Origin of the sequence: Shewanella sp. S1-49-MNA-CIBAN-0167 (assembly GCF_040310145.1) — a bacterium.
In the GTDB taxonomy this organism is placed as follows: Bacteria; Pseudomonadota; Gammaproteobacteria; order Enterobacterales; family Shewanellaceae; genus Shewanella; species Shewanella psychromarinicola.
Genome location: NZ_JBEOPO010000023.1, coordinates 23455 through 47421 on the forward strand (window position 1 = coordinate 23455; position 23967 = coordinate 47421).

Consider the following 23967-nt stretch of genomic DNA (forward strand, 5'->3'; position numbering starts at 1 on the left):
TTTTTCTTTTCCTACTTTGGCTAATGTTCCACGTGAAACATGTTTTAGGCAAAATAAAAAACGTTAAAAAAACATAAATTAATAGCAAACTTGGCAAGCATAAATCACAAGAGTAATATTAGCGCTAATTAGATTAGTTAAAATAGATAACACTCAATGACCGATATTTACACCCAAGCACAATACCAACTCGATGCACTTGGACTTCGCTGCCCAGAACCTGTAATGATGATCCGTAAAACCGTTCGAAAAATGGCCGAAGGTGAAACATTACTCATCATTGCAGATGATCCGGCTACGACTCGTGATATCCCCAGTTTTTGTGAATTTATGGACCACACGTTAATTGCCTTCGATATCAGTAAAGCCCCTTACCATTACTTGCTCAAAAAAGGATTGTAAATAATGACTATCACCTTGGAAGCTATCGCATACAAAACGGCAAAACGCGGCGCAATGAAACCCGCTTTATGTGCCAATGTGACCTTAGCGCGAGGGGTGGAAAATGATGTTTTTGGCCGACCAGGCAAACGCCAAGTTACCGTATTGTCGAAACCGCAATGGCAAATAGCCTGCCAACAGGTCAAAACAGATTTAGATTGGTTAACTCGTCGAGCCAATTTATTAATTAACGGCTACCAATTTAGCGCCGCTGATGTTGGCAAAATTATCACCATTGGAACTGAGCTTCGATTGCAGATCACCGGCGAAACCGATCCCTGTAAAAAAATGGAACTCGCGCATGCAGGTCTAGAACAGGCATTAACGCCAGATTGGCGTGGTGGTGTTACGTGTAGAGTCATCAATGGCGGATTAATTCAGCCTGGTGATCTAATCATCCTTAGCTAAGCTGTAAATAATAAATTTAGCCACATTCATTAAATAGAACTCATCTCAAATTAAGCTTGATACATTAATATCTGCAGCACATTTACCCATTTCTATTACTGACGTTATCCCGAAAAACTCATTGCAAACTTCGCTTGCGATGGGTCAACATGATTAAGTTGTTAATATACATCATCAATTGAAACAGAATTGTAGTACCCCTTATGCGTTAATTATGCGATAAAGGGGGCCATTAAATTCATTTCAACCTCATACTTAATATAAGAATTAAGAATAAATGAACTGATTTAACGCTATTCGTAAAATAAAAAACTAGAATAACAAAGCCAACAACAAACTAAAAAAATAACGGATAATTTATGTTTACACAAAAACTAACACCACTTTATACCGCGCTGGCATTAACGTTAGGGCTAAATACAGCAGCCTTTGCTGAAGTTGAAAAAACCAAATGGCTCGTCAATGCGCCTGAAAGTGCACCTCTGACAAAAATAGACATTAATGTTTCTGAAGGTACTTGGATGAATATCAATGTGTCACCAGACGGTAAACACCTTGTGTTTGATCTATTAGGCGACATTTACCAAATACCGATTGCTGGTGGTGAAGCAACCCCACTAGCACAAGGTATTGCTTGGCAAATGCAGCCCGTTTATAGTCCTGATGGTAAATATATTGCTTTTACCTCTGACGAGGATGGCGGCGATAATATTTGGATTATGAATGCCGATGGCACTAATCCCCACCACATTACCACCGAAACGTTCCGTCTATTAAATAGCCCTGCCTGGAGTCCAGACTCACAATACCTGGTGGCCAGAAAACATTTTACCGGTACCCGCAGCTTAGGAGCTGGTGAAGTATGGATGTATCACATCGCAGGGGGTGAAGGCGTTAAACTTACAGAGCGCCCAAATGAACAAAAAGATTTAGGCGAACCCGCTTACTCACCCGATGGGCGTTACATCTACTTCAGCCAAGATGCCACCCCAGGCAAAACCTTTCACTACTCTAAAGACTCAGTTAAAGGCATTTATAAAATAAAGCGTTACGATACTCAGACGGGTGATATAGAAGTCATAATCGAAGGTACCGGTGGTGCAATTCGTCCAACACCAAGTCCTGATGGTAAAACACTGGCATACATCAAACGCGATGGATTCCAATCGACGTTATATTCTGTCGATTTAACCTCAGGTAAAGAAACCAAGCTTTATGACAAGCTTGATCGTGATATGCAGGAAACCTGGGCAATCCATGGTGTTTACCCGACAATGTCATGGACCAATGACAACAAGCACATCGTATTTTGGGCTAAAGGTAAAATAAACAAACTCGACGTAGACAGCAAACAAGTCTGTGACATTCCATTTAGTGTTAAGGCTCAACGAGACATTCAACCCTCGGTCCGTTTTACCCAAAATCTCGACCAAGATGAGTTTAATGTAAAAATGCTACGTATGGCACAAGTGTCACCAGACGGCAACAAAGTGGTGTTTGAGGCTCTAGGTAAAATTTGGATCCGTAATATAAATAATGGTAAAAAAACACGTCTAACGCGTTTAGACGAAGATATAAATGAACTGTTCCCACAATGGTCTCGAGACGGCAAAGATATTGTGTTTACCACTTGGACAGACCAACTACAAGGCACCGTTAGGGTCGTTAGCACCCGTGGTGGCAAAGCTAAAGTACTAACCAGTGAGCCTGGTAAATATGTTGAACCGACCTTTTCACCTAATGGCGACTATGTTGTTTACCGTAAAGCGCGTGGTGGCGACATAACACCACGGACTTGGTCACAAGAACCTGGTTTATATAAAGTCGATATCAAGGGTAAACAGAATACCAAACTAACTGCCAGTGGCCATCAGCCCCAATTTGGCGCGGACCCAGAACGGGTTTACTTTATGGATTCAGATGAGACACCAGAGTTCGCATCCATCGGCATGAATGGTTTTGAAAAACGGACCCATTACACCAGTGAGCATGCCACTGAGTTTCGTCTATCTCCAAACGGTGAGCACTTAGCGTTTGCAGAACGCTTTAGAGTGTATGTGACGCCTTTTGCAAAACACGGTGAAACCATTGCGATTGGCCCTAAAGCCACTAATTTGCCTATCATCCAATTGAGTACCAGAGCAGGTGAAAGCATTAGCTGGAACGGAAAAAACAACCAACTTTATTGGACCTTAGGCCCAGACTTATATCAAGCAGAAGTTGACACTCAATATGGAAAGTCTGAAACCAAAGTTGAACCTACAATCACCTCTCTGGGTTTTAAAGACAACGCTGATGTTCCACGTGGAACCGTGGTGTTTACTGGCGGCAAAGTAATCACCATGGAAAATGACAAGGTGATCGACAATGGTGTTGTCATTGTTAAAGACAATAAAATTGTTAGCGTCGGCGGTGCTAATACCACTATTCCTAAAGACGCCCAAGTCATCGACATCAGCGGCAAAACGATTATGCCAGGCTTATTCGATGCCCACGCTCATGGAGGTCAAGCAGATGATGAAATTATTCCACAGCAAAACTGGGCATTGTATTCAGGTTTATCACTTGGGGTGACCTCGATCCATGATCCATCAAATGACACCACTGAAATATTTGCCGCTTCTGAGCAGCAAAAATCCGGCAGAATTGTTGGGCCACGAATTTTTTCAACCGGTACCATTTTGTATGGCGCAAATCTACCCGGTTACACCTCGCACGTTGACTCGCTCGATGATGCTAAATTCCATTTAGAGCGTCTTAAAAAAGTTGGTGCCTTTAGTGTTAAAAGCTATAACCAACCACGTCGCGATCAGCGCCAGCAAATTATCGCCGCGGCACGCGAACTTGAAATGATGGTGGTACCAGAAGGCGGCAGTTTATTACAACATAACTTGTCAATGATTGCCGATGGCCACACAACGGTAGAGCACTCATTACCCGTTGCCTCGATTTATAACGACATCAAACAATTTTGGAGCCAGACGGAAGTCCATTACACCCCGACACTGGTTGTCGCCTATGGTGGTATTTCCGGCGAAAACTACTGGTATGACAAAACCGATGTTTGGGCTCACCCTCGGCTAAGCATGTATGTACCACACGATATTTTAGATGCACGTTCAATGCGCAGAACCACAGCACCCGACGCACATTACAACCACTTTAACGTGGCGCGTGTAGCAAATGAACTCAATGAACTCGGCGTAAAACCCAATATTGGTGCACACGGTCAACGTGAAGGTCTAGCCGCTCACTGGGAAATGTGGATGTTTGCTCAAGGTGGAATGAGTAATATGGAGGTGTTAAAAACCGCGACCATAAATCCTGCTATTACCTTTGGAATGGACCATCAACTAGGTTCTATTAAAGTCGGTAAGTTGGCAGACTTAATAGTGGTTGATGGCGATCCATTAGCCGATATCAGAACTACTGATAAAGTCACTTATACCATGGTCAATGGTAAGTTGTTTAACTCAGAAACCATGGATCAACTAAATGGTGATAAACACCAACGTAAACCATTTTTCTTCGAGAAAATCTAAACCAGTTAATATGTTAACTTACAATAAAGTGACTTAGACAAAAAAGGGCTGTTCCACGTGGAACAGCCCTTTTTATTATCGATCAAGACTCATTAAAACTGCCCATAACAATGACAATCTGTGGTGTGGTCATTAACCATCCCCACCGCCTGCATAAACGCATAGCAAATTGTGGGCCCGACAAAATTAAAGCCAAGCTTTTTTAATGCCTTAGACATAGCTTCAGACTCAGGAGTTTGCACTGGAACTTGACTCAATGATTCAAACTGATTAACGTTAGGCGAACCGCCGACAAAATCCCACAAAAAAGTAGCAAAATCATTACCCTGCTCTACAAAAGCCATATAGGCTTTGGCATTTTTGATGATCGAGTTTATTTTAAGTCGATTACGCACAATACCCGGTTCAAGCATTAATGCTTCCACCTTGTGTTGATCATATTGGGCAATAATACTGGGCTCAAAATTGGCAAAAAATTGCTCATAGTTTTGCTGCTTTTTTAAAATAGTAAGCCACGATAATCCAGCCTGCTGACCGTCTAAACATAACTTAGCAAAAAGCTGTTTGGGATCAAATTGAGGTCGTCCCCAAACCGTATCGTGGTATTGCTGATATAAAGGATCTTCACTTACCCAACCACATCGGTTAACTTGCATACTAGAGTCCCATTAACGTTTTTATGTATACGTTAAAAAATAACCTACATCTGCCTTGCTCGACAAGGTATAATCATAACCATTTTCTATTAATAGCCTGACAGTAGTAGACATGACGACGAAACACGACGTAAAGACATTTCAGGGTTTTATTCTAACCCTTCAGGAATATTGGGCGCAACAAGGTTGCGCTATTGTTCAACCTCTGGATATGGAAGTTGGCGCTGGTACTTTTCACCCGCAGACGTTCTTGCGTTCATTAGGCCCAGAGCCAATGAGCAGTGCATATGTGCAACCGTCTCGCCGTCCTACTGATGGACGTTATGGTGAAAACCCTAATCGCCTACAACATTACTATCAATTCCAAGTAGTCCTCAAGCCATCGCCAGACAACATCCAAGAACTTTATCTTGGCTCACTTGAAGCCCTCGGCATTGATACCCAAATACATGATATTCGCTTTGTTGAAGACAATTGGGAATCACCAACATTAGGTGCTTGGGGATTGGGCTGGGAAATCTGGCTTAATGGAATGGAAGTGACTCAGTTTACTTATTTCCAGCAAGTCGGCGGCATTGAATGCAGCCCCGTTACCGGTGAGATCACTTACGGACTTGAGCGTCTAGCGATGTATATTCAAGAAGTTGATAGTGTATACGATCTTGTTTGGACCGACGGACCTTTAGGTCGTGTCACTTATGGTGATATTTTCCATCAGAACGAAGTTGAGCAATCAACTTATAACTTTGAACATGCCGATGTCGACTTTATGTTCACCCTGTTCGACCAGTGTGAAAAAATGTGCCATCACCTTTTATCACTCGAAAAACCGCTACCATTACCTGCTTACGAGCAAGTCATGAAAGCATCACATGCTTTCAACTTACTTGATGCTCGCCATGCTATATCAGTTACCGAACGCCAGCGTTATATTCTTCGCGTTCGCACGATGGCAAAAGGTGTTGCAGAATCTTATTATCAAGCACGTGAAGCTCTTGGCTTCCCAATGTGTAAGTAGAGGTAACGAATGAATTTTGAAAACTTACTCATTGAAATTGGTACCGAAGAGTTACCGCCAAAGTCACTGCGCACTTTAGCCGAATCATTTCTAGCAAACTTTACCGATGAATTAACCAAAGCAGATTTACCTTTTGAATCTGCAACTTGGTACGCAGCCCCTCGACGTTTAGCGATTAATGTCATTGGTTTAGCACAAGCTCAAGCCGATAAAGTGATTGAAAAACGTGGACCCGCAGTCAGTTCAGCATTTGATGCAGACGGTAATCCAACTAAAGCAGCACAAGGTTGGGCGCGTGGTAACGGTATTACTGTTGAACAGGCCGAACGTTTAGTGACCGATAAAGGTGAATGGTTAGTTCATCAAGCTAAAGTAGTTGGCGTTGAAACAAAAAGCTTAATTACTGACATGGCACAGCGAGCGTTAGACAAGTTACCTATTCCAAAACGAATGCGTTGGGGTTACAACAAAACGCAGTTTATTCGCCCTGTGCACACAGTGACCATGTTACTAGGTAGCGAAATAGTTTCTGGCGAATTACTTGGGATTAAATCTGACCGCGTAATTCGCGGACATCGCTTTATGGGCCAAGCGAGCTTTGAATTGGATCATGCAGACAACTACCTCGCCGCGCTTAAAGAGCAAGGAAAAGTCCTTGCCGATTATCACCTGCGTAAATCACTGATTAAAGCCGATGCTGAAGCCGCTGCAGCCAAATTAGGCGGCGTTGCCGATATTGAAGACAGCTTATTAGAAGAAGTGGCCTCATTAGTTGAATGGCCAATTGTATTGACGGCCAGTTTTGAAGAAAAGTTTTTAGATGTGCCTTCTGAAGCCTTGGTTTACACCATGAAAGGTGACCAAAAATACTTCCCCGTATTTGATAAAGCAGGCAAGCTACTGCCTAACTTTATTTTTGTTACCAACATCGAATCAAAAGATCCACAACAGATTATATCAGGTAACGAAAAAGTGGTGCGCCCTCGTCTTGCTGATGCAGAGTTTTTCTTTAATACTGATAAGAAACAAAAGCTTGAATCTCGTATTGATAGCTTGGAAACTGTGGTATTTCAAAAACAACTGGGCACATTAAAGGCCCGAGTTGAGCGTATTTCAACGCTAGCTGGTTTCATTGCAACGCAAATGAACGACAATGGTGTAAACACTAATAGTGCTGATGCCAGCCGCGCCGGTTTATTGTCTAAAGCCGATCTTATGACCAATATGGTTATGGAGTTTACCGACACTCAAGGCACTATGGGCATGCATTATGCCCGTTTAGACGGCGAAGAAGAAGCCGTTGCCGTGGCGCTTGAAGAGCAATACAAACCTAAGTTTTCTGGGGATACAGTACCAACAGCAAGCGTATCATGTGCCGTTGCGTTAGCTGAAAAGCTCGATACTTTAGTGGGTATTTTTAGTATTGGCCAAGCTCCAAAAGGGGCGGCTGACCCATTTGCCCTTCGCCGTGCAGCCATTGGTATTTTACGCATTATCGTTGAAAACAAACTGCCACTCGACTTAGTTGAATTAATAGCTAAAGCTCAAGCATTGCACGCAGCTAACGTGACTAATGCCAATAGCGGCGAAGATGTCCTTGAGTTCCTGCTCGCACGTTTCCGTGCTTGGTACCAAGATAAAGGCATTCAAGTCAATGTTATTTTGGCCGTACTTGCTCGTCGCCCTACTCGTCCAGCAGACTTTGACAGCCGTATTAATGCTGTTTCTCACTTCCGTGGTTTAGACGCTTCTACCGCGCTTGCAGCAGCGAATAAACGGGTATCGAATATTCTGGCTAAAGTTGAAGGTAAACTGCCTGAAACCATCAACCAAGCACTATTAACCGAAACAGCAGAAAAAGCCTTAGCCGACAAACTAGCACAACTGCAACCGCAGTTAGCCCCCTTGTTTGCCAATGGCGATTACCAACAAGCATTAACCTTGCTAGCTGACTTACGCGAAAGTGTCGATCTGTTTTTTGAAGATGTGATGGTAATGGCTGATGATGAAGCATTGAAAAATAATCGTTTAGCCTTATTAACCAATCTTCGTGAGCAGTTCTTACACGTTGCAGATATTTCATTACTGCAATAGTTTGCTTCAGCTGCCACTAAAATGAAGTGACAAAGCGCCGAAAGGCGCTTTTTTATGGGCGTTATACTCATTAAGCCTAAACTTGGGGTCATAAATGGTTATAAAACTGCTCCTATTCCCGGACTGAGGTTAATTTAAAATTGCATAAGCTTTTGATGTAATGCAATAAAATCTTCTTCGTTACACTCTACTTGAGCTAACAAAACCGTTAATGCCGGTTTAGGTAATTTATCGACTTGCTTTAGCATTGAGCACTCACTAATAATATTAGCTTTCCAGACTAGCAGTGCCATATCGTCTGTAGGCTTAATATTACTATTGGCAAGGAGAGTTAATGGCGTTTCAAAGTGTTGTGGTAGTTGCCAATAACGGGCTAAAAGCGCACTCAGGGTTAACGACTTTGTGGTCATGACCTGCTTAAATAGCTGTGAGTTAGGCTGATCTCCAGGTTCAGCTTGATAAAAAGCATCTACCAGCATTTTAAAAATAGCAATTTTACCGACATCATGGAGCAAGCCCAAAAGAAAAGCACTGTCACGCTGATCAGGCTTGGCTAACTCGCTGGCCAAGAAAGCCACTTGCATAGAGTGGCGCCAAATTTCAGCGCCGAACCGTCTAAAATAAATAGGTTTTATATCTATCAACTGACGGGCTAAACACGCGGTAATAAATTGCCTTAATTGCTGTCGACCCACTTGAACTAATGCTTGCTGAATACTACTAACATCACTATTCGCTCGTTTGAAAGCGGATGAATTACAAAGTTTAAGGACTTCAACACACAATAATGGATCTTGCTCAATGAGTTTTATTAACGCTTGGGTTTCAATACTGTCATCGGCAAGTTTTTTATCGAGTTCCAGTATTTTACTGGGTAGCTTTAATACGTTTTCTGCAATCGATTGAGGTGAGCTTAATGCCTGTTCAATATTTCGCATCACGCTACGCTCTAAATTATTGGCGATCCCGGTTACTGTCGTTTGTTGGTTTGAAAATAACAAACTATAAAATAAACTAGACAAGTCTAACTGTGATTCAGCGGCTTGATTTACGGTGATCTCAATTGCAGGGACTGGCGCTTTCGGTTTAGTTTGTTGACGTTTCTCTACTGTGGTTATGCCAGTAAATTTGACTTGTTCATTGTGGTCACGAAAATTAAATAAATTTTTAAAAAAACTAATAACCACGATTACAAACCTTATAAGCTGTTGATTAATTGCTATATTGATTATAATAGCAATCAATATAGTAAAAAAATGGGTGCCAAAGGCACCCATTTACACACATAATTTATGTTATACGTCTAAGTTTGCAACATTAAGCGCATTGGTTTCAATAAACTCACGACGCGGCTCAACTTGGTCGCCCATCAAACACGTAAAGAGCTGATCTGCAGCAACTGCATCTTCAATAGTCACACGTAACATACGACGGGATTCCGGATCCATTGTGGTTTCCCATAACTGTTCAGGGTTCATTTCACCCAAACCTTTATAGCGTTGAATATAAAGACCGCGTTTCGCTTCACTAATCGTCCAATCTAGCGCTTCTAAGAAACTTTCAACGTCTTTAACACGTTCGCCACGTTGTACGTAACCGCCTTCTTCAATCATACCGTGTAACGCAGCACCTAATTTAGCCATACGTTGGTAATCCGTTGACGTGAAGAAGTCATGACCAAATAGATAGCTGAAATCAATACCGTGTTTACGGATTGTCACACTAGGAGTGTAAACCTTACGTTCAGGATCAAGCATGACATTCGCAGTGTAGATAATGCCACTATTTTCACGCTCAACTAATGCCGCAATAAAGTCATTGCACCATGTGGTCATTTTCGCTTCGTCATTCAACACATCCGCGGTGACTTCTGGGTGATACAACATACGGTCAAGTAAGTTGGACGGGAAGCGTTTTTCTAGACGCTTAATGATGCGTTCAACTTCACGATACTGCGCCACCAAGCGCTCTAATGGCTCACCAGACATACCAAAAGCACCTTTGCTTGGGTAAATACTTGTACCATCAAGTGCTTGAGTAGTTAAATATTCCGTTAACGCGGGTTCGTCTTTTAAATATTGTTCTTGCTTACCTTTTTTTACTTTAAAGAGCGGTGGTTGAGCAATATAAATATATCCACGTTCGATCAATTCTGGCATTTGACGGAAGAAAAAGGTCAGTAGCAAGGTACGGATGTGTGAACCGTCGACATCAGCATCGGTCATGATAATGATATTGTGATAACGGGTCTTATCAGGGTTATACTCATCACGGCCAATACCACAACCTAATGCCGTGATCAGTGTTGCCACTTCTTGAGACGATAACATTTTGTCAAAACGCGCTTTTTCTACGTTTAAGATTTTACCTTTCAGTGGAAGAATAGCTTGGTTTTTACGATTACGCCCCTGCTTGGCAGATCCGCCAGCAGAGTCCCCTTCCACTATATATATTTCAGAAAGACCAGGGTCTTTCTCTTGGCAATCAGCTAACTTACCAGGCAAACCACCTAAATCTAATGCGCCTTTACGACGAGTCATTTCACGCGCTTTACGAGCCGCTTCGCGCGCCCGTGAAGCGTCAACAATCTTGCCAACAATTAATTTAGCATCTGCTGGGTTTTCTAATAGGTAATCGTTTAACTGCTCACCCATCGTTTGCTCAACAGCGCTTTTCACTTCGCTAGAAACAAGTTTATCTTTCGTTTGCGAGCTAAACTTTGGATCCGGTACTTTAACAGAAATAACCGCAGTTAAGCCTTCGCGCGCATCATCACCGGTGGCGTTGGTTTTACCTTTTTTGTTATAACCTTCACGTTCCATGTAGTTATTCAAGTTACGCGTCAATGCTCCACGGAAACCGGCTAAGTGAGTACCACCATCGCGCTGAGGAATATTATTGGTAAAACAATAAATATTTTCTTGATAACCATCGTTCCACTGCATTGCCACTTCAACGGTAATACCGTCTTCGCGTTCGTGTGCAAAATGGAATACATCTTTGTTAATCGGCGTTTTGTTACGGTTTAAGTAGTCAACAAAGGCTCTAATACCACCTTCATATCTAAAGAACTCATCTTTATTCTCGAGCTCGTCAACTAAACGAATGCCCACACCAGAGTTCAAGAATGAGAGTTCACGTACTCGTTTGGCTAAAATTTCAAAATGGAATTCAAGATTATTAGTAAACGTCTCACTGCTTGGCCAAAAACGGAGTTCGGTGCCGGTTGTCACCGCATCGCCGATTTCTTTGATAGGCGCATCAGGTACACCATGAGTATAAAACTGCTCATAGATTTTACCTGCACGACGAATAGTTAACTGCAGCTTTCGCGATAAAGCATTAACGACCGAAACACCCACACCGTGAAGTCCACCAGAGACTTTGTATGAGTTGTCATCAAACTTACCACCAGCATGAAGTACGGTCATAATCACTTCAGCAGCAGAGATACCCTCTTCCTCATGTATCGAAACAGGAATACCACGACCATCGTCTTTTACTGAGACTGAACCATCGGAATGAATGGTAATGGTGATTTCGCTACAATGGCCTGCTAAAGCTTCATCGATAGAGTTATCAACCACTTCGAATACCATGTGATGAAGACCTGTGCCATCATCAGTATCACCAATGTACATACCAGGTCTCTTACGGACTGCATCAAGGCCTTTTAATACCTTGATACTCGAAGAATCGTAACTATTCTCTGACATATTTATCTCTCGTTGTTATTCAATAACTGTTACCAGCCCTTGTTCCACATGAAACGTCCTGTTTGGAGGGCTAGATAACGAATCGACTATTGTTAGCGGATCAATCGCGGTGACAAATATTTGTGCACCGGTTTCGGTTAACTGCTGAAGCAATAGCTGCCTATGCTGTGCATCCAACTCTGACGGTAAATCGTCAACCAGATAAATACTGTTTTTATCTAGCTGTTGTTTGAGCAACTTTCCCTGTGCAATACGTAGTGCACAGACTAATAATTTTAATTGTCCACGGGACAACGCATCCTGCGCGGGTAAAGTACCCACACGCAAACGTAAGTCTGCTTTATGGGGCCCGCTACCCGTATTACCTGCGGCTAAATCTCTTGAGTATTGGTTTTCAAGTAATTGTGAAAAATCCGTTTTACTGTCCCATCCTCGGGTAAAAGAAACCTTAATATCAATATGAGGTAAAAACACTCCGATTATACCCTTTAGTAGCCCATTTAACGAGTCTACATATTGATTTCGTATATCGGTAACCTGTTCAGCATACCGCACCAACTCCTTATCCCAAAATTGTATTTGGCTATAGGGTGATTGATTTCTAAGTAATTGATTGCGCTGCTTTAATACCTTCCTGGTATTCACCCAAGCTTGATAAAAATACGGGTCGGAATGAAATGCCCCCCAATCGATAAATTGACGGCGAGCTTTAGGTCCCTCGAACAATAAAGAAAAACTTTCTGGAGTAATAACTTGAATGGGCAAAGTATCGGCCAACGTTGATAAACGCTTCACTTTCTCGCCATTGATTTTAACTTCAATCTCACCACTTCGATGGCGACGTAAACCAATTTTATAGTCTCTGTCGGCGTCAATTAACTGGGCAAATAGGGTCAGTTTATCGTCATCATGGTTGATCACCCGTTGCGATAAGTGGCTGCGAAACGAGCGGCCCATACCCAAAAAGTAAATGGCTTCAAGAATACTGGTTTTGCCACTGCCATTTTGACCGTAAATCAAATTTAAGCCATCACAAGGCTGTAATGACGCAGAGGTAATGTTACGAAATGAACCAATGGTAAGACGCGATAAACTCATGTAGACCTATTTGTGATAACCAGAATAAATAATCCTATATAGACAAAGAAGGTGCCTTACAGCACCTTAATAAACAATCAGACGATAACCCGTTAAAGACGCATAGGCATCACCACATACATAGAATCTTCTTCTTTGTGGTTCTCAATCAAAGCACTCGAATTACCATCAATTAAGGTAATACGCACTTCATCGCTGGCTAAGTTATTTAACACATCAAGTAGATAGCTGACGTTAAAACCAATTTCTAAATTATCAGAGTCATAATCAACATCAATGATTTCTTCAGCTTCTTCTTGCTCTGGGTTATTAGCAGTAATTTTCAATAACCCAGGTTCAAGCTGAATACGAACCCCACGGAATTTTTCATTCGACAAAATAGAGGCGCGGGTTAATGCTTGTTTTAGCTGATTTCGGCTGGCAATGACCACTTTAGTGCCACCCTTAGGTAACACTCTACGATAATCAGGGAAGCGACCATCAACGAGCTTACTGGTAAACACAGCGGAGGTAGTCACGGCCCGAATGGCATTATCACCAATCGCAATGGTAATGTCCTGATCGTCACTGTCGAGCAAGCGTGCCATTTCAACCACCCCTTTGCGAGGCACAATCACTTGTTTTTCAGGTAATGAGATATCTAACGTGCGATGACTTAGCGCTAAACGGTGTCCGTCTGTGGCTATAGCACGTAAAACATTACCTTCGGTTTCAAATAACAAACCGTTAAGGTAATAACGCACATCTTGGTTAGCCATTGAGAACTGAGTTGAATCGATAATCGACTTCAACACGCCTTGCTTTAAGCTAAATTCGATATCTGCTTGGAATTCTTCAACGTTGGGGTAATCTTCAGCAGGCAATGTTGCCAATGAAAAACGGCTACGACCGGAACGCAATAACCATTTATTATCTTGCTGTTCGACTTTTAATTCACTTTGCTCTGGTAATGACTTAACAATATCCAGCAATTTTTTGGCTGGAACGGTGGTACGACCGATATCAATATCACCATGAATTGCCACTTGGCCCACTAACTCAACTTCTAAATCAGTGCCCGTTAGCTTAAGTGAGGACTCACTAACTTCAACTAATAAGTTGGCTAAAATAGGTAAATTGTGTCTGCGTTCTACCGCGCCACACACTAGCTGCAACGGTTTTAACAGGGCGTCCCTATCAATTGAAAATTTCATCGTGTCTACAATCCCTGAATTAAGAAGACAAAGTTCTAATCAAGTTAGCATAATCTTCTTTAATGTCATGACTCTCTTCGCGCAGTTGGGCGATTTTACGACAAGCATGCAATACTGTCGTATGGTCACGACCACCAAAAGCATCACCAATTTCCGGTAAACTTTGGTTAGTAAGTTCTTTAGATAGCGCCATCGCCACTTGTCTAGGCCTTGCCACACTGCGAGAACGGCGTTTAGACAGCATATCTGCCATTTTTATTTTATAGTACTCAGCAACAGTCTTCTGAATATTATCTATAGTGACTAATTTTTCTTGCAGTGCCAAGAGATCTCTTAATGCTTCGCGCACAAAGTCGATGGTGATAGGACGTCCAGTGAAGTTAGCATTAGCAATCACACGGTTTAGTGCACCTTCTAATTCACGTACATTTGAACGTAAACGCTTGGCAATAAAGAAAGCCACTTCATCGGGTAAATTAATGCCATTCTCTTGTGCTTTACGCATTAAAATCGCCACGCGGGTTTCTAACTCCGGCGGTTCAATCGCTACGGTTAACCCCCAACCAAAACGTGATTTTAAGCGATCTTCTACCCCGTCGATCTCTTTAGGATAACGATCAGAGGTTAAAATAATTTGATGATTACCTTCTAGTAAAGCATTGAAGGTATGAAAAAATTCTTCTTGTGAACGATCTTTATTGGCAAAAAATTGAATATCATCAATAAATAACGCGTCTACGCTGCGGTAATAACGTTTAAATTCTTCAATGGCGTTATTTTGTAAGGCCTTAACCATGTCCTGTACAAAACGCTCAGAATGCATATATACCACTTTAGCATTAGGATTGTTTTTAATAATGCCATTGGCCACAGCATGCAGTAAATGGGTTTTACCTAAACCGGTTCCGCCATATAAAAATAACGGATTATAAGCACCACCAGGATTTTCAGATACTTGCAATGCCGCAGCTTTACCTAATTGGTTCGATTTACCTTCAACAAAATTATCAAACTGATATGTTGGGTTAATATTACTGCGGTGGTTGGGATTGATAATCGGTTCGGCCTGGGTATTAAAAGACGTCGTTCCCACTTGGGCTTTCGTTTGACGATTCACAGGCTTAGCAGCTACAGGCGCTGGCGCAACTTGGCGTGCAGAAGGACGGCTACCAATATCAAAACGTAACTTGGGTGCATTACCGCCCATTTGTTCAGTAAAAAATTGATTAATGATATTGATGTATTTATCGCGTACCCAATCCAGCACAAAACGATTTGGCGCATACAAAACCAATGTATCACCATCCATTTCAGCCTGTAACGGACGGATCCACATACTGAACTGCTGCGCTGATAACTCGTCTTGCAGTCTGCCGATACATTGTTGCCAAAGTGAAACCGCCACTTATTTATCCCCAAATATCTTTAAACAAAGGAGATGTATTCTATAGTGAGATCACTATGATCGCTATCCTTAAAAGCAGATTTATCCCCAGCGTGATCATTCTATGTATAAATCGATGATCATCAAAGATCGAAAACGATCGATTAATTGTGAATTTCAAGCAAATCCAGCTTTATTAACCGATCCACCTTGATCTATAATAGCGATTCTTTGATCTACTGAAACAATGAAAGATCCACAAGATATAGTGTCTGTACACAGACTTATCCACATCTTATGGTGCTTAATCGTTAGTAGCTTCAAATAAAGATTGGCATAAATTTATTATATAAGTACTTTCGTTATTGACGACAGTACTTAAAGTGATTACAATTCTGCCTCTTTTTTACCCTTAACTCTAATTTTGGAGATAAGGAAAATTCACTAACAAAGACGGATTGCCATAATGAGTAAACGTACTTTTCAACCTAGCAACCTGAAGCGCAAGCGTTCTCACGGCTTCCGCGCTCGTATGGCTACTGTAGGTGGCCGTAAGGTACTTGCACGTCGTCGTGCGAAAGGTCGCACTCGTTTATCTGCATAAGTAGATAACCAGGTGACTAGCTATACCTTTTCGCGGGAGTTACGTTTGTTAACTCCCGCGCAATTTAAATCTGTATTCTCCAATCCAATCAAAGCATCCTCTGCTGAAATAACTCTGCTCGCAATTCCAAATTCAGAGCAACATCCTCGTTTAGGGTTAACCGTTGCAAAACGTTTTGTTAAACGTGCAAACCAACGTAATCGTATCAAACGTGTGATAAGAGATAGTTTTCGTTTACATCAACACGACATCCCAGATATAGATATCGTTGTATTAGTCAGAAATGGCGTGATGGAAATGGAAAATGCAGAACTACACAAATTAGTAGAAAAGCTATGGCGCAAACTCAGTCGCCGTTACAATGGCTAGCAACTACGGTTATCCGTGGTTACCAAATTATTATCAGCCCTTTATTGGGACCGCGTTGTCGGTTTAATCCAACTTGTTCTTATTACGCTATAGAAGCAATAAAAACACATGGAACACTAAAAGGTAGTTGGTTTGCAATAAAACGCATATTAAAATGTCACCCTTTACATGCAGGCGGTAGTGATCCCGTCCCCCCTAAAAATGACAGGTGTAATAAATAGGCTATGGAATCTCAACGCAATATATTGCTAATCGGTCTGCTGTTTGTCAGCTTTTTAATGTGGCAACAATGGCAAACAGATAAAGCACCACAACCGGCAGCAGCACAAACTGTTAGCCAAACTAACGCCGCCCCACAACACAGTGATGACGTTCCAGAAGCAGATGTTATTGGGGTACAAGAAGAATTACCTGCAACTAAAAACCTTATTAGCGTTAAAACCGATAAGCTTGTTATTAAAATAAGCCCTATTGGTGGTGACATTGTTTATGCCGCATTAGTGGAACATAAACGCGAAATAGACAGTAACGACCCTTTCGTTATTTTAGATCAGCAAAATGATTTCACTTATATCGCTCAAAGTGGCCTTATTGGTCGTGATGGTATTGATAGTAGTGCTAATGGTCGTGCAACTTATAATGTTCAAGCCAGTTCATATTTTTTAGCTGAAGACAAAGACACATTAACAGTGCCATTTACTTTTACAGCAGACAACGGTGTCACCTACGTAAAAACCTTTACGTTTACCCGTGGTCAGTATGATGTCGGCGTAGATTACACTATCAACAACACCTCAACGGCACCGTTACAAGTGCAAATGTATGGTCAAATTAAGCAAACGATTAAAGAATCAGAAAGCAGCATGATTATGCCGACTTATCGTGGTGGTGCTTTCTCGTCTGAAGATACTCGTTATGAGAAATATAATTTTGACGATATGGCTGATAAGAATCTTGCTAAAGTCACATTAGGTGGTTGGGCAGCAATGCTACAACATTACTTTGTGTCAGCTTGGGTTCCGCCAGCAATAGATTCAAACACCATTTTCTCAAGAGTCTCTGGTGGTCTAGCCAATATAGGTTTTCGCGGCGCGGTATATGATATTGCACCAGGCGTCACACAAGATATTAGCTCACAGTTTTATGTCGGCCCTAAAAATCAAAAAGCGCTTTCAGCTATTTCTGAAACCTTAAACTTGGTTGTTGATTACGGTTTCTTATGGTGGTTAGCCATTCCAATCCATTGGTTATTGATGTTCTATCAATCATTTGTGGGTAACTGGGGTGTAGCAATTATTTTGATTACCCTAACGGTACGTGGTGGCTTATATCCCCTGACCAAGAAGCAATACACTTCGATGGCCAAAATGCGTAATCTGCAGCCAAAAATGACTGAGATGAAAGAACGCTTTGGCGATGACCGTCAGAAGATGGGTCAAGCGATGATGGAGCTGTACAAGAAAGAGAAAGTAAACCCTATGGGAGGTTGCTTACCTATTTTGTTACAGATGCCAATCTTTATCGCGCTTTACTGGGTGCTGCTAGAAAGCTATGAATTACGCCATGCGCCATTCATGCTATGGATTAACGACTTATCGGTACAAGATCCATACTACGTCTTGCCATTATTAATGGGCTTGTCGATGTTTTTAATGCAGAAAATGCAACCGGTTGCGCCAACGATGGATCCTATGCAAGTAAAAATGATGCAGTGGATGCCCGTTATCTTTACCGTCTTCTTCTTATGGTTCCCAGCAGGTCTAGTACTTTACTGGTTAGTAGGTAACTTAGTTGCCATTACTCAGCAGAAGATTATTTATGCCGGCCTTGAGAAAAATGGCATAAAATAAGCCTAAGCTCAATGTTGTATAACTGATTAAAAAGGCGGCTGATTAGCCGCCTTTTCCTTTATCAATTTTATAGGTACTACCGTGACAACAGACACTATTGTGGCACAAGCGACCGCCCCCGGACGAGGTGGCGTAGGCATCATTCGTATTTCTGGTAACTTAGCCACTAATGTTGCAACCGCCATTATTGGCCATGTGCCAAAAACGCGTTACGCTGAATATTGTGACTTTAACAGTGCTGACAGTAAGGTTATTGACCAAGGTATTGCGCTATTTTTTAAAGGACCCAATTCCTTTACTGGCGAAGATGTACTTGAACTACAAGGTCATGGTGGTCAAATTGTGCTCGACATGCTAATCAAGCGCGTCATGGAAATCGATGGTATTCGCATTGCTAGACCAGGTGAATTCAGCGAACAAGCCTTTATGAACGATAAGCTCGATTTAACTCAGGCAGAAGCCATTGCAGACTTAATCGATGCCACCAGTGAACAGGCTGCGAAAAGTGCATTGTTGTCACTACAAGGTGAATTCTCAAAAGAAGTCTATGAGCTTGTCGACCAAGTCACCAACCTACGTTTATATGTGGAAGCCGCAATTGATTTCCCCGATGACGAAGTCGATTTTTTATCCGATGGTAAAATCGCCAACGCGTTATATAAAATCATCAATAAATTAGACACGGTACAAGCCAGCGCCAAGCAAGGTTCTATTATCCGCGAAGGCATGAAAGTTGTTATTGCCGGTCGCCCAAATGCCGGTAAATCTAGCTTACTGAATGCGTTAGCAGGTAAAGAATCGGCTATTGTAACGGAAGTTGCCGGTACGACTCGCGACGTGCTACGCGAACACATTCACTTAGACGGTATGCCACTTCACATAATAGATACAGCAGGATTACGAGATACGCTCGACACTGTTGAAAAAATTGGTATTGAACGCGCATGGGCCGAAATAGCCGCAGCAGATAGAGTATTGTTTATGGTCGATGGCACCACAACCGATGCCGTGAACCCTCACGAGATTTGGCCAGATTTTATCGACCGCCTACCGGCAAAACTTGGGGTTACAGTCGTACGTAATAAAGCCGATTTAACCGGTGAAACCTTAGACAAAACCGAAGAACAGGGCAATAACGTTTATCGGATATCGGCCAAAACAGGTTTAGGTGTTGATGAGTTAAAGCAACATCTCAAATCATTAATGGGTTACCAAAGTAACTTAGAGGGTGGCTTTATTGCCCGTCGTCGCCATTTAGAAGCACTCGATCTTGCCGCAAGTCACTTACAGCTAGGTAAAGAACAGCTTGAAGTGTATTTAGCCGGTGAATTACTGGCTGAAGAGCTTCGAATGACACAAATAGCCTTATCTGAAATCACCGGTAAATTTACCTCAGATGATTTGCTCGGCAAGATTTTTAGTTCATTTTGTATCGGTAAATAAGTAGACAATATTAATGACAACACTCGCTAACCAAGTTGTGGTGCTCGATTTTGAAACCACAGGTTTGTCACCCGATAATGGTGACCGTGCCATTGAAATCGGCGCGGTAAAATTGGTCGATGGTCAAATAGTCGATACCTTTCAGGAACTTATTAATCCTGGTCGGCGAGTCAATAGCTTTATTGAACAATACACAGGTATCAGCAACGACATGCTCAAACATGCCCCAGTGTCAAAGCAAGTAATGGGACAATTTGCCAAATTTATCGATGGATTTAATTTGGTGGCACACAATGCCAGCTTTGATAAGAAGTTTCTCGATGCTGAATTTAGCCAACACAAGCTGAAATATTCAGGGATCTTTTGCTGCTCTTTATTGTTATCTCGCCGCATAAGCCAAGATGCCCCCAATCATAAGCTCGGCACGCTAGTGGATCATCATCAGTTACCTAACGATGGCGTATTTCACCGCGCATTAGCCGACGCCACCATGACAAGTCATTTATGGTTACATCAAATAGAAGTATTGCAGCAACAACTTCCAAAACAACCGATTACCATTGATATGGTCAACAAAATATCCAGTCTTCCTAAAGCTCAAATAGCGCGGTTTTTACGGACTATGAGCTAAATTTATCAGTGATTGAATCACTTTAATGATAACTCTTGCGATAACTTATCGACCAACAATCTCACCTTTGGTGATAAATGACGATTGTGCGGATACAAAGCCCAAATGCCTTCTTTTGGTTGTTGAAAAGGTGCAAGTAATACAACCAATCGCCCCTCAGCAATGGCATCATTGACGTAATATCCCGGTAACTGCACTATACCCAAACCCAAAATTGCCGCATTCAATAAACTCAAGCCGCTACTACATGCCAAAGATCCATGCACTTTTACCGTCTTAGGTTTGCCTTTTTCAACAAAATGCCAATGAGGCTGACTGCCAATTAAGCAGTTATGTTGAGTCAGTTCAGATAAAGCATAAGGTGTACCGTATTTAGCAATATAACTCGGTGCGGCGCACACGTACTGGCGTCTATTGGTTAATCGTTTTGCCATCATGCTGGAATTGAGTAAACGCCCAAGCCTAATAGCTAAATCATAACCACCATCAACCAAATCAAGTTGTTGATTTGTTAATTCGCAAACCACTTCAATGTCAGGATATTGCTGCATAAAATCAATTACTATCGGCATAATAAATTTTTCACCGTAGGTCACTGGCGCGGTAATCCTAATCAAGCCTTGCGGTTTATCTTTTAAACTTGAAATAGCTCGCTCTGCTTCATCAAGACTGTTTAACACTTGACGACAATGCTGATAATAAACCATGCCTTCTTCAGTTAGTGATACCTTACGGGTGGTGCGATAAAATAATTTGGTGTTTAAACGATTTTCCAACTGGCTGATTTGTCGACTCACTTGCGCAGTAGAAATACCCAAACGCTTACCTGCAGCCGTAAAACTGTTGGTTTCGGCCACGGCAACAAATTCAAAAATACCTTCCCACTTCATCATTATTACATTCTCGTAAAAGTCATTTGTAAAACAAGCTAATTATCATTATATGATAAACAAATACAATGGCTAAATACACTACACTGAAGTTATTACGATCAGCCATGTCGACCATGGTAGCTAATGTTAAGGAAATCATTTATGTCAGCACAATTTATTAAGTCAAAAGCCGCAATTGCTTGGGGACCTGGTCAGCCACTATCGGTAGAAGAAGTCGATGTAATGTACCCAAAACCAGGTGAAGTCATGGTACGAATTGTGGCATCAGGCGTTTGTCACACAGATGCATTCACACTTTCAGGCGATGATCCTGAAGGCGTATTCCCAGCGATTCTTGGTCATGAAGGCGGCGGCATTGTTCATATGGTCGGTGACGGTGTCACTAGCGTAAAAGTAGGCGATCATGTTATTCCGCTGTATACCGCTGAATGCGGTGTTTGTAAGTTTTGTACTTCTGGTAAAACCAATCTTTGCAGCGCGGTTCGCGCTACTCAAGGAAAAGGGTTAATGCCAGACGGCACTACACGTTTCTTTAAAGATGGCCAACCTATTTTCCATTATATGGGTTGCTCAACGTTCTCGGAATACACAGTATTACCAGAAATATCGTTAGCAAAAGTGAATCCAACCGCGCCACTTGAAGAAGTGTGTCTTCTCGGTTGTGGTGTTACCACTGGAATGGGCGCTGTTCTAAAGACAGCTAAAGTTCAACAAGGCGATACTGTGGCTATTTTTGGTCTAGGCGGTATTGGTTTATCTGCAATTATTGGTGCCACCATGGCAGGTGCCAGCCGTATTATTGGTATAGATCTTAATGAATCTAAATTTGAATTGGCTAAAAAATTAGGGGCAACCGATTGCATTAACCCTAAAAACTTTGATAAGCCGATTCAAGAAGTGATTGTAGAAATGACCGATGGCGGCGTGGATTTCTCGTTTGAATGTATCGGTAACGTCAATGTGATGCGCAGTGCATTAGAATGTTGTCATAAAGGTTGGGGCGAATCGGTCATTATTGGAGTTGCCGGCGCAGGCCAAGAAATATCAACCCGCCCATTCCAGTTGGTCACGGGTCGTGTATGGCGTGGCAGTGCATTTGGTGGGGTAAAAGGACGCAGCGAGTTACCCGGTATTGTTGAACAATACTTAGCGGGCGAATTCAAACTAGACCACTTTATTACCCACACTATGGGTCTTGAAGATATTAACCATGCGTTTGAGTTAATGCACAAAGGCGAAAGTATTCGCAGTGTAATTCACTTTGCCAAGTAACGCTTAATTCATCATCGCAGGCGCAGTTAAGCATTCAGACTGCTTAACTGCTTGCTGACAAATAAGGACACTTAATGACCATTGAAAGTATCAGCAGTACCAAAGCATTTGGTGGTTGGCATAAACAATATAGTCATCAATCAAGCGCACTTAATTGCACTATGCGCTTTGCCATTTACTTACCGCCACAAGCAGAAAGCCAAAAAGTACCGGTGTTATATTGGTTGTCAGGGCTCACCTGTACTGATGAAAACTTTATGCAAAAAGCGGGCGCACAGCGCATCGCTGCCGAACTAGGAATAGCAATTGTGGCACCCGATACCAGCCCGCGAGGGGAAGGTGTCGCAGATGATAAAGACGGCGCATATGACTTTGGCTTAGGGGCAGGATTTTATCTTAATGCCACAAAACCACCATTTAAGCAGCATTATCAAATGTATGATTATGTAGTGAACGAACTGCCAGCATTGATTGAAGCCCACTTTCCGGTAACAACACAGCGCAGTATCAGTGGCCATTCGATGGGGGGTCATGGTGCATTAACCATCGCCTTAAAAAATCCACAGCGATACCAAAGTGTGTCAGCGTTTAGCCCTGTTTGTCATCCAATAGACTGCCCTTGGGGGATCAAAGCCTTTCGCGGTTATTTGGGGGATGATCAAAAGCAATGGGCTCAATATGACAGTTGTGAGTTAATGAACCATAGTCAACACTTTGTCCCCGCGCTAGTGGACCAAGGCAGCAACGACAATTTTTTAGACGAGCAACTCAAACCACAAGCCTTAGTACAAGTGGCTAAAGCCAAAGGTTATCCGCTTGAGCTAAGAATGCAACCAGGCTATGACCACAGCTATTATTTTATCGCAACGTTTATAGAAGACCATCTGCGTTTTCATGCAAAACACCTAGCACGGTTATAAAGTCTATAAGCAGATAATAAAACGAGCCTAGATAGCTCGTTTTTTATTATTAATCAATATATTAATGATTAATTCCCAACCGAAAATAGCCCTTTGCCGCCCCAAACATATTAGCCACTGCAACATAGGTCATTCCCACGGTACCGCTCATGGCCCTGAAAAACGCCACGCATGAGTATATTATGCTTGGCGCGATCATCAGGATATGGACCTCTAACGACATTAATAGGGTGATCTATGTAGCTAAAGGGGACAAATCGAAAGTAAATAAGCCAGAATAAGTCATCAACCCATAACATCACCCTCTCAGACCCCCATGCAAACTCAGCTATCTGTCGTGTTTCTTCAGCAAGAGTCATTTAAACCGGTTGTTTTATGGTTACATTCAGCCTAATACACGACTGAGGTTAGCCACACAGGGTAATGAAAAATGGG

At 42.1% G+C, this 23967-nt stretch carries 20 protein-coding genes; 13 read left to right on the forward strand and 7 right to left on the reverse strand.

Features of this window, described 5'->3' with window-relative positions; translation table 11 throughout:
• Positions 1 to 156: 156 nt before the first annotated feature.
• The 3 genes from tusA to AAEZ00_RS12180 all read left to right on the forward strand — a co-directional run bounded on the left by tusA (position 157) and on the right by AAEZ00_RS12180 (position 4391).
• On the forward strand, positions 157 to 402 hold the full coding sequence (gene tusA, locus AAEZ00_RS12170; protein ID WP_101033459.1) for a sulfurtransferase TusA: 246 nt from the start codon (positions 157 to 159) through the stop codon (positions 400 to 402).
• 3 nt (positions 403 to 405) lie between these two features.
• The gene (locus AAEZ00_RS12175) at positions 406 to 849 is read left to right on the forward strand and encodes an MOSC domain-containing protein (protein WP_124012924.1); all 444 of its coding nucleotides are present in this window, start codon (positions 406 to 408) and stop codon (positions 847 to 849) included.
• Positions 850 to 1208: 359 nt separating this feature from the next.
• Positions 1209 to 4391, forward strand: a complete 3183-nt coding sequence (locus AAEZ00_RS12180; RefSeq protein ID WP_351088683.1) for an amidohydrolase family protein — start codon at positions 1209 to 1211, stop codon at positions 4389 to 4391.
• 92 nt (positions 4392 to 4483) lie between these two features.
• Here AAEZ00_RS12180 and AAEZ00_RS12185 read toward each other — a convergent pair whose 3' ends face one another.
• Entirely contained in the window at positions 4484 to 5047 is a 564-nt protein-coding gene (locus tag AAEZ00_RS12185) for a DNA-3-methyladenine glycosylase I (protein WP_101033456.1), read from the reverse strand.
• Between the two features lie 112 nt (positions 5048 to 5159).
• Between AAEZ00_RS12185 and glyQ the strand changes: the two genes are divergently transcribed.
• Both glyQ and glyS read left to right on the forward strand, forming a co-directional pair.
• Positions 5160 to 6065, forward strand: coding sequence for a glycine--tRNA ligase subunit alpha (glyQ, locus tag AAEZ00_RS12190; protein WP_101033455.1), 906 nt, complete (start codon positions 5160 to 5162; stop codon positions 6063 to 6065).
• 9 nt (positions 6066 to 6074) lie between these two features.
• Complete coding sequence (gene glyS, locus AAEZ00_RS12195; protein WP_124012922.1) at positions 6075 to 8159, forward strand: glycine--tRNA ligase subunit beta; 2085 nt, start codon at positions 6075 to 6077, stop codon at positions 8157 to 8159.
• Positions 8160 to 8293: 134 nt separating this feature from the next.
• Here glyS and AAEZ00_RS12200 read toward each other — a convergent pair whose 3' ends face one another.
• From AAEZ00_RS12200 to dnaA, 5 genes are all read right to left on the reverse strand, one after another.
• Positions 8294 to 9346: an HDOD domain-containing protein gene (locus AAEZ00_RS12200; protein WP_124012921.1), complete on the reverse strand. Its 1053-nt coding sequence runs from the start codon at positions 9344 to 9346 to the stop codon at positions 8294 to 8296.
• A gap of 108 nt (positions 9347 to 9454) precedes the next feature.
• Positions 9455 to 11875, reverse strand: coding sequence for a DNA topoisomerase (ATP-hydrolyzing) subunit B (gene gyrB, locus AAEZ00_RS12205; protein WP_124012920.1), 2421 nt, complete (start codon positions 11873 to 11875; stop codon positions 9455 to 9457).
• 15 nt (positions 11876 to 11890) lie between these two features.
• Entirely contained in the window at positions 11891 to 12973 is a 1083-nt protein-coding gene (gene recF, locus AAEZ00_RS12210; RefSeq protein WP_101033451.1) for a DNA replication/repair protein RecF, read from the reverse strand.
• Positions 12974 to 13065: 92 nt separating this feature from the next.
• Positions 13066 to 14166, reverse strand: a complete 1101-nt coding sequence (dnaN, locus tag AAEZ00_RS12215) for a DNA polymerase III subunit beta (protein WP_101033450.1) — start codon at positions 14164 to 14166, stop codon at positions 13066 to 13068.
• Between the two features lie 19 nt (positions 14167 to 14185).
• Positions 14186 to 15571, reverse strand: coding sequence for a chromosomal replication initiator protein DnaA (gene dnaA / locus AAEZ00_RS12220; protein WP_101033449.1), 1386 nt, complete (start codon positions 15569 to 15571; stop codon positions 14186 to 14188).
• 445 nt (positions 15572 to 16016) lie between these two features.
• Between dnaA and rpmH the strand changes: the two genes are divergently transcribed.
• From rpmH to AAEZ00_RS12250, 6 genes are all read left to right on the forward strand, one after another.
• Entirely contained in the window at positions 16017 to 16154 is a 138-nt protein-coding gene (gene rpmH / locus AAEZ00_RS12225) for a 50S ribosomal protein L34 (RefSeq protein WP_101033448.1), read from the forward strand.
• A gap of 12 nt (positions 16155 to 16166) precedes the next feature.
• Positions 16167 to 16523 carry a ribonuclease P protein component gene (gene rnpA, locus AAEZ00_RS12230; protein ID WP_101033447.1) on the forward strand — a complete coding sequence of 119 codons (357 nt, stop codon included), beginning with the start codon at positions 16167 to 16169 and terminating at the stop codon, positions 16521 to 16523.
• Positions 16490 to 16744 carry a membrane protein insertion efficiency factor YidD gene (gene yidD, locus AAEZ00_RS12235; RefSeq protein WP_101033446.1) on the forward strand — a complete coding sequence of 85 codons (255 nt, stop codon included), beginning with the start codon at positions 16490 to 16492 and terminating at the stop codon, positions 16742 to 16744. Before rnpA ends, yidD begins: the two co-directional genes overlap by 34 nt.
• 3 nt (positions 16745 to 16747) lie before the next feature.
• Positions 16748 to 18373 carry a membrane protein insertase YidC gene (yidC, locus tag AAEZ00_RS12240; RefSeq protein ID WP_101033445.1) on the forward strand — a complete coding sequence of 542 codons (1626 nt, stop codon included), beginning with the start codon at positions 16748 to 16750 and terminating at the stop codon, positions 18371 to 18373.
• Positions 18374 to 18454: 81 nt separating this feature from the next.
• Positions 18455 to 19816, forward strand: coding sequence for a tRNA uridine-5-carboxymethylaminomethyl(34) synthesis GTPase MnmE (gene mnmE / locus AAEZ00_RS12245; protein ID WP_124012919.1), 1362 nt, complete (start codon positions 18455 to 18457; stop codon positions 19814 to 19816).
• A gap of 13 nt (positions 19817 to 19829) precedes the next feature.
• Positions 19830 to 20447 (forward strand): 3'-5' exonuclease, encoded by a 618-nt coding sequence (locus tag AAEZ00_RS12250; protein ID WP_124012918.1) that lies wholly within the window; start codon positions 19830 to 19832, stop codon positions 20445 to 20447.
• A 17-nt stretch (positions 20448 to 20464) separates the two neighbouring features.
• Here the strand turns inward: AAEZ00_RS12250 and AAEZ00_RS12255 are convergent, their stop codons facing one another.
• Positions 20465 to 21340 (reverse strand): LysR substrate-binding domain-containing protein, encoded by an 876-nt coding sequence (locus AAEZ00_RS12255; protein WP_124012917.1) that lies wholly within the window; start codon positions 21338 to 21340, stop codon positions 20465 to 20467.
• A 141-nt stretch (positions 21341 to 21481) separates the two neighbouring features.
• Between AAEZ00_RS12255 and AAEZ00_RS12260 the strand changes: the two genes are divergently transcribed.
• Positions 21482 to 22612 carry an S-(hydroxymethyl)glutathione dehydrogenase/class III alcohol dehydrogenase gene (locus tag AAEZ00_RS12260; RefSeq protein WP_101033442.1) on the forward strand — a complete coding sequence of 377 codons (1131 nt, stop codon included), beginning with the start codon at positions 21482 to 21484 and terminating at the stop codon, positions 22610 to 22612.
• A 74-nt stretch (positions 22613 to 22686) separates the two neighbouring features.
• The gene (fghA, locus tag AAEZ00_RS12265; protein WP_124012916.1) at positions 22687 to 23532 is read left to right on the forward strand and encodes an S-formylglutathione hydrolase; all 846 of its coding nucleotides are present in this window, start codon (positions 22687 to 22689) and stop codon (positions 23530 to 23532) included.
• The last annotated feature ends 435 nt before the right edge of the window (positions 23533 to 23967 follow it).

What these genes read in the sequence shown, in the direction of transcription:
- tusA (WP_101033459.1), top strand. Translation starts at nt 157, where the DNA reads ATGACCGATATTTACACCCAAGCACAATACCAACTCGATGCACTTGGA.
- dnaN (WP_101033450.1), bottom strand. Translation starts at nt 14,166, where the DNA reads ATGAAATTTTCAATTGATAGGGACGCCCTGTTAAAACCGTTGCAGCTA.
- yidD (WP_101033446.1), top strand. Translation starts at nt 16,490, where the DNA reads ATGGCGCAAACTCAGTCGCCGTTACAATGGCTAGCAACTACGGTTATC.
- glyQ (WP_101033455.1), top strand. Translation starts at nt 5,160, where the DNA reads ATGACGACGAAACACGACGTAAAGACATTTCAGGGTTTTATTCTAACC.
- recF (WP_101033451.1), bottom strand. Translation starts at nt 12,973, where the DNA reads ATGAGTTTATCGCGTCTTACCATTGGTTCATTTCGTAACATTACCTCT.
- fghA (WP_124012916.1), top strand. Translation starts at nt 22,687, where the DNA reads ATGACCATTGAAAGTATCAGCAGTACCAAAGCATTTGGTGGTTGGCAT.
- AAEZ00_RS12250 (WP_124012918.1), top strand. Translation starts at nt 19,830, where the DNA reads ATGACAACACTCGCTAACCAAGTTGTGGTGCTCGATTTTGAAACCACA.
- rpmH (WP_101033448.1), top strand. Translation starts at nt 16,017, where the DNA reads ATGAGTAAACGTACTTTTCAACCTAGCAACCTGAAGCGCAAGCGTTCT.
- AAEZ00_RS12255 (WP_124012917.1), bottom strand. Translation starts at nt 21,340, where the DNA reads ATGATGAAGTGGGAAGGTATTTTTGAATTTGTTGCCGTGGCCGAAACC.
- AAEZ00_RS12175 (WP_124012924.1), top strand. Translation starts at nt 406, where the DNA reads ATGACTATCACCTTGGAAGCTATCGCATACAAAACGGCAAAACGCGGC.
- gyrB (WP_124012920.1), bottom strand. Translation starts at nt 11,875, where the DNA reads ATGTCAGAGAATAGTTACGATTCTTCGAGTATCAAGGTATTAAAAGGC.
- yidC (WP_101033445.1), top strand. Translation starts at nt 16,748, where the DNA reads ATGGAATCTCAACGCAATATATTGCTAATCGGTCTGCTGTTTGTCAGC.
- AAEZ00_RS12180 (WP_351088683.1), top strand. Translation starts at nt 1,209, where the DNA reads ATGTTTACACAAAAACTAACACCACTTTATACCGCGCTGGCATTAACG.
- AAEZ00_RS12260 (WP_101033442.1), top strand. Translation starts at nt 21,482, where the DNA reads ATGTCAGCACAATTTATTAAGTCAAAAGCCGCAATTGCTTGGGGACCT.
- AAEZ00_RS12185 (WP_101033456.1), bottom strand. Translation starts at nt 5,047, where the DNA reads ATGCAAGTTAACCGATGTGGTTGGGTAAGTGAAGATCCTTTATATCAG.
- glyS (WP_124012922.1), top strand. Translation starts at nt 6,075, where the DNA reads ATGAATTTTGAAAACTTACTCATTGAAATTGGTACCGAAGAGTTACCG.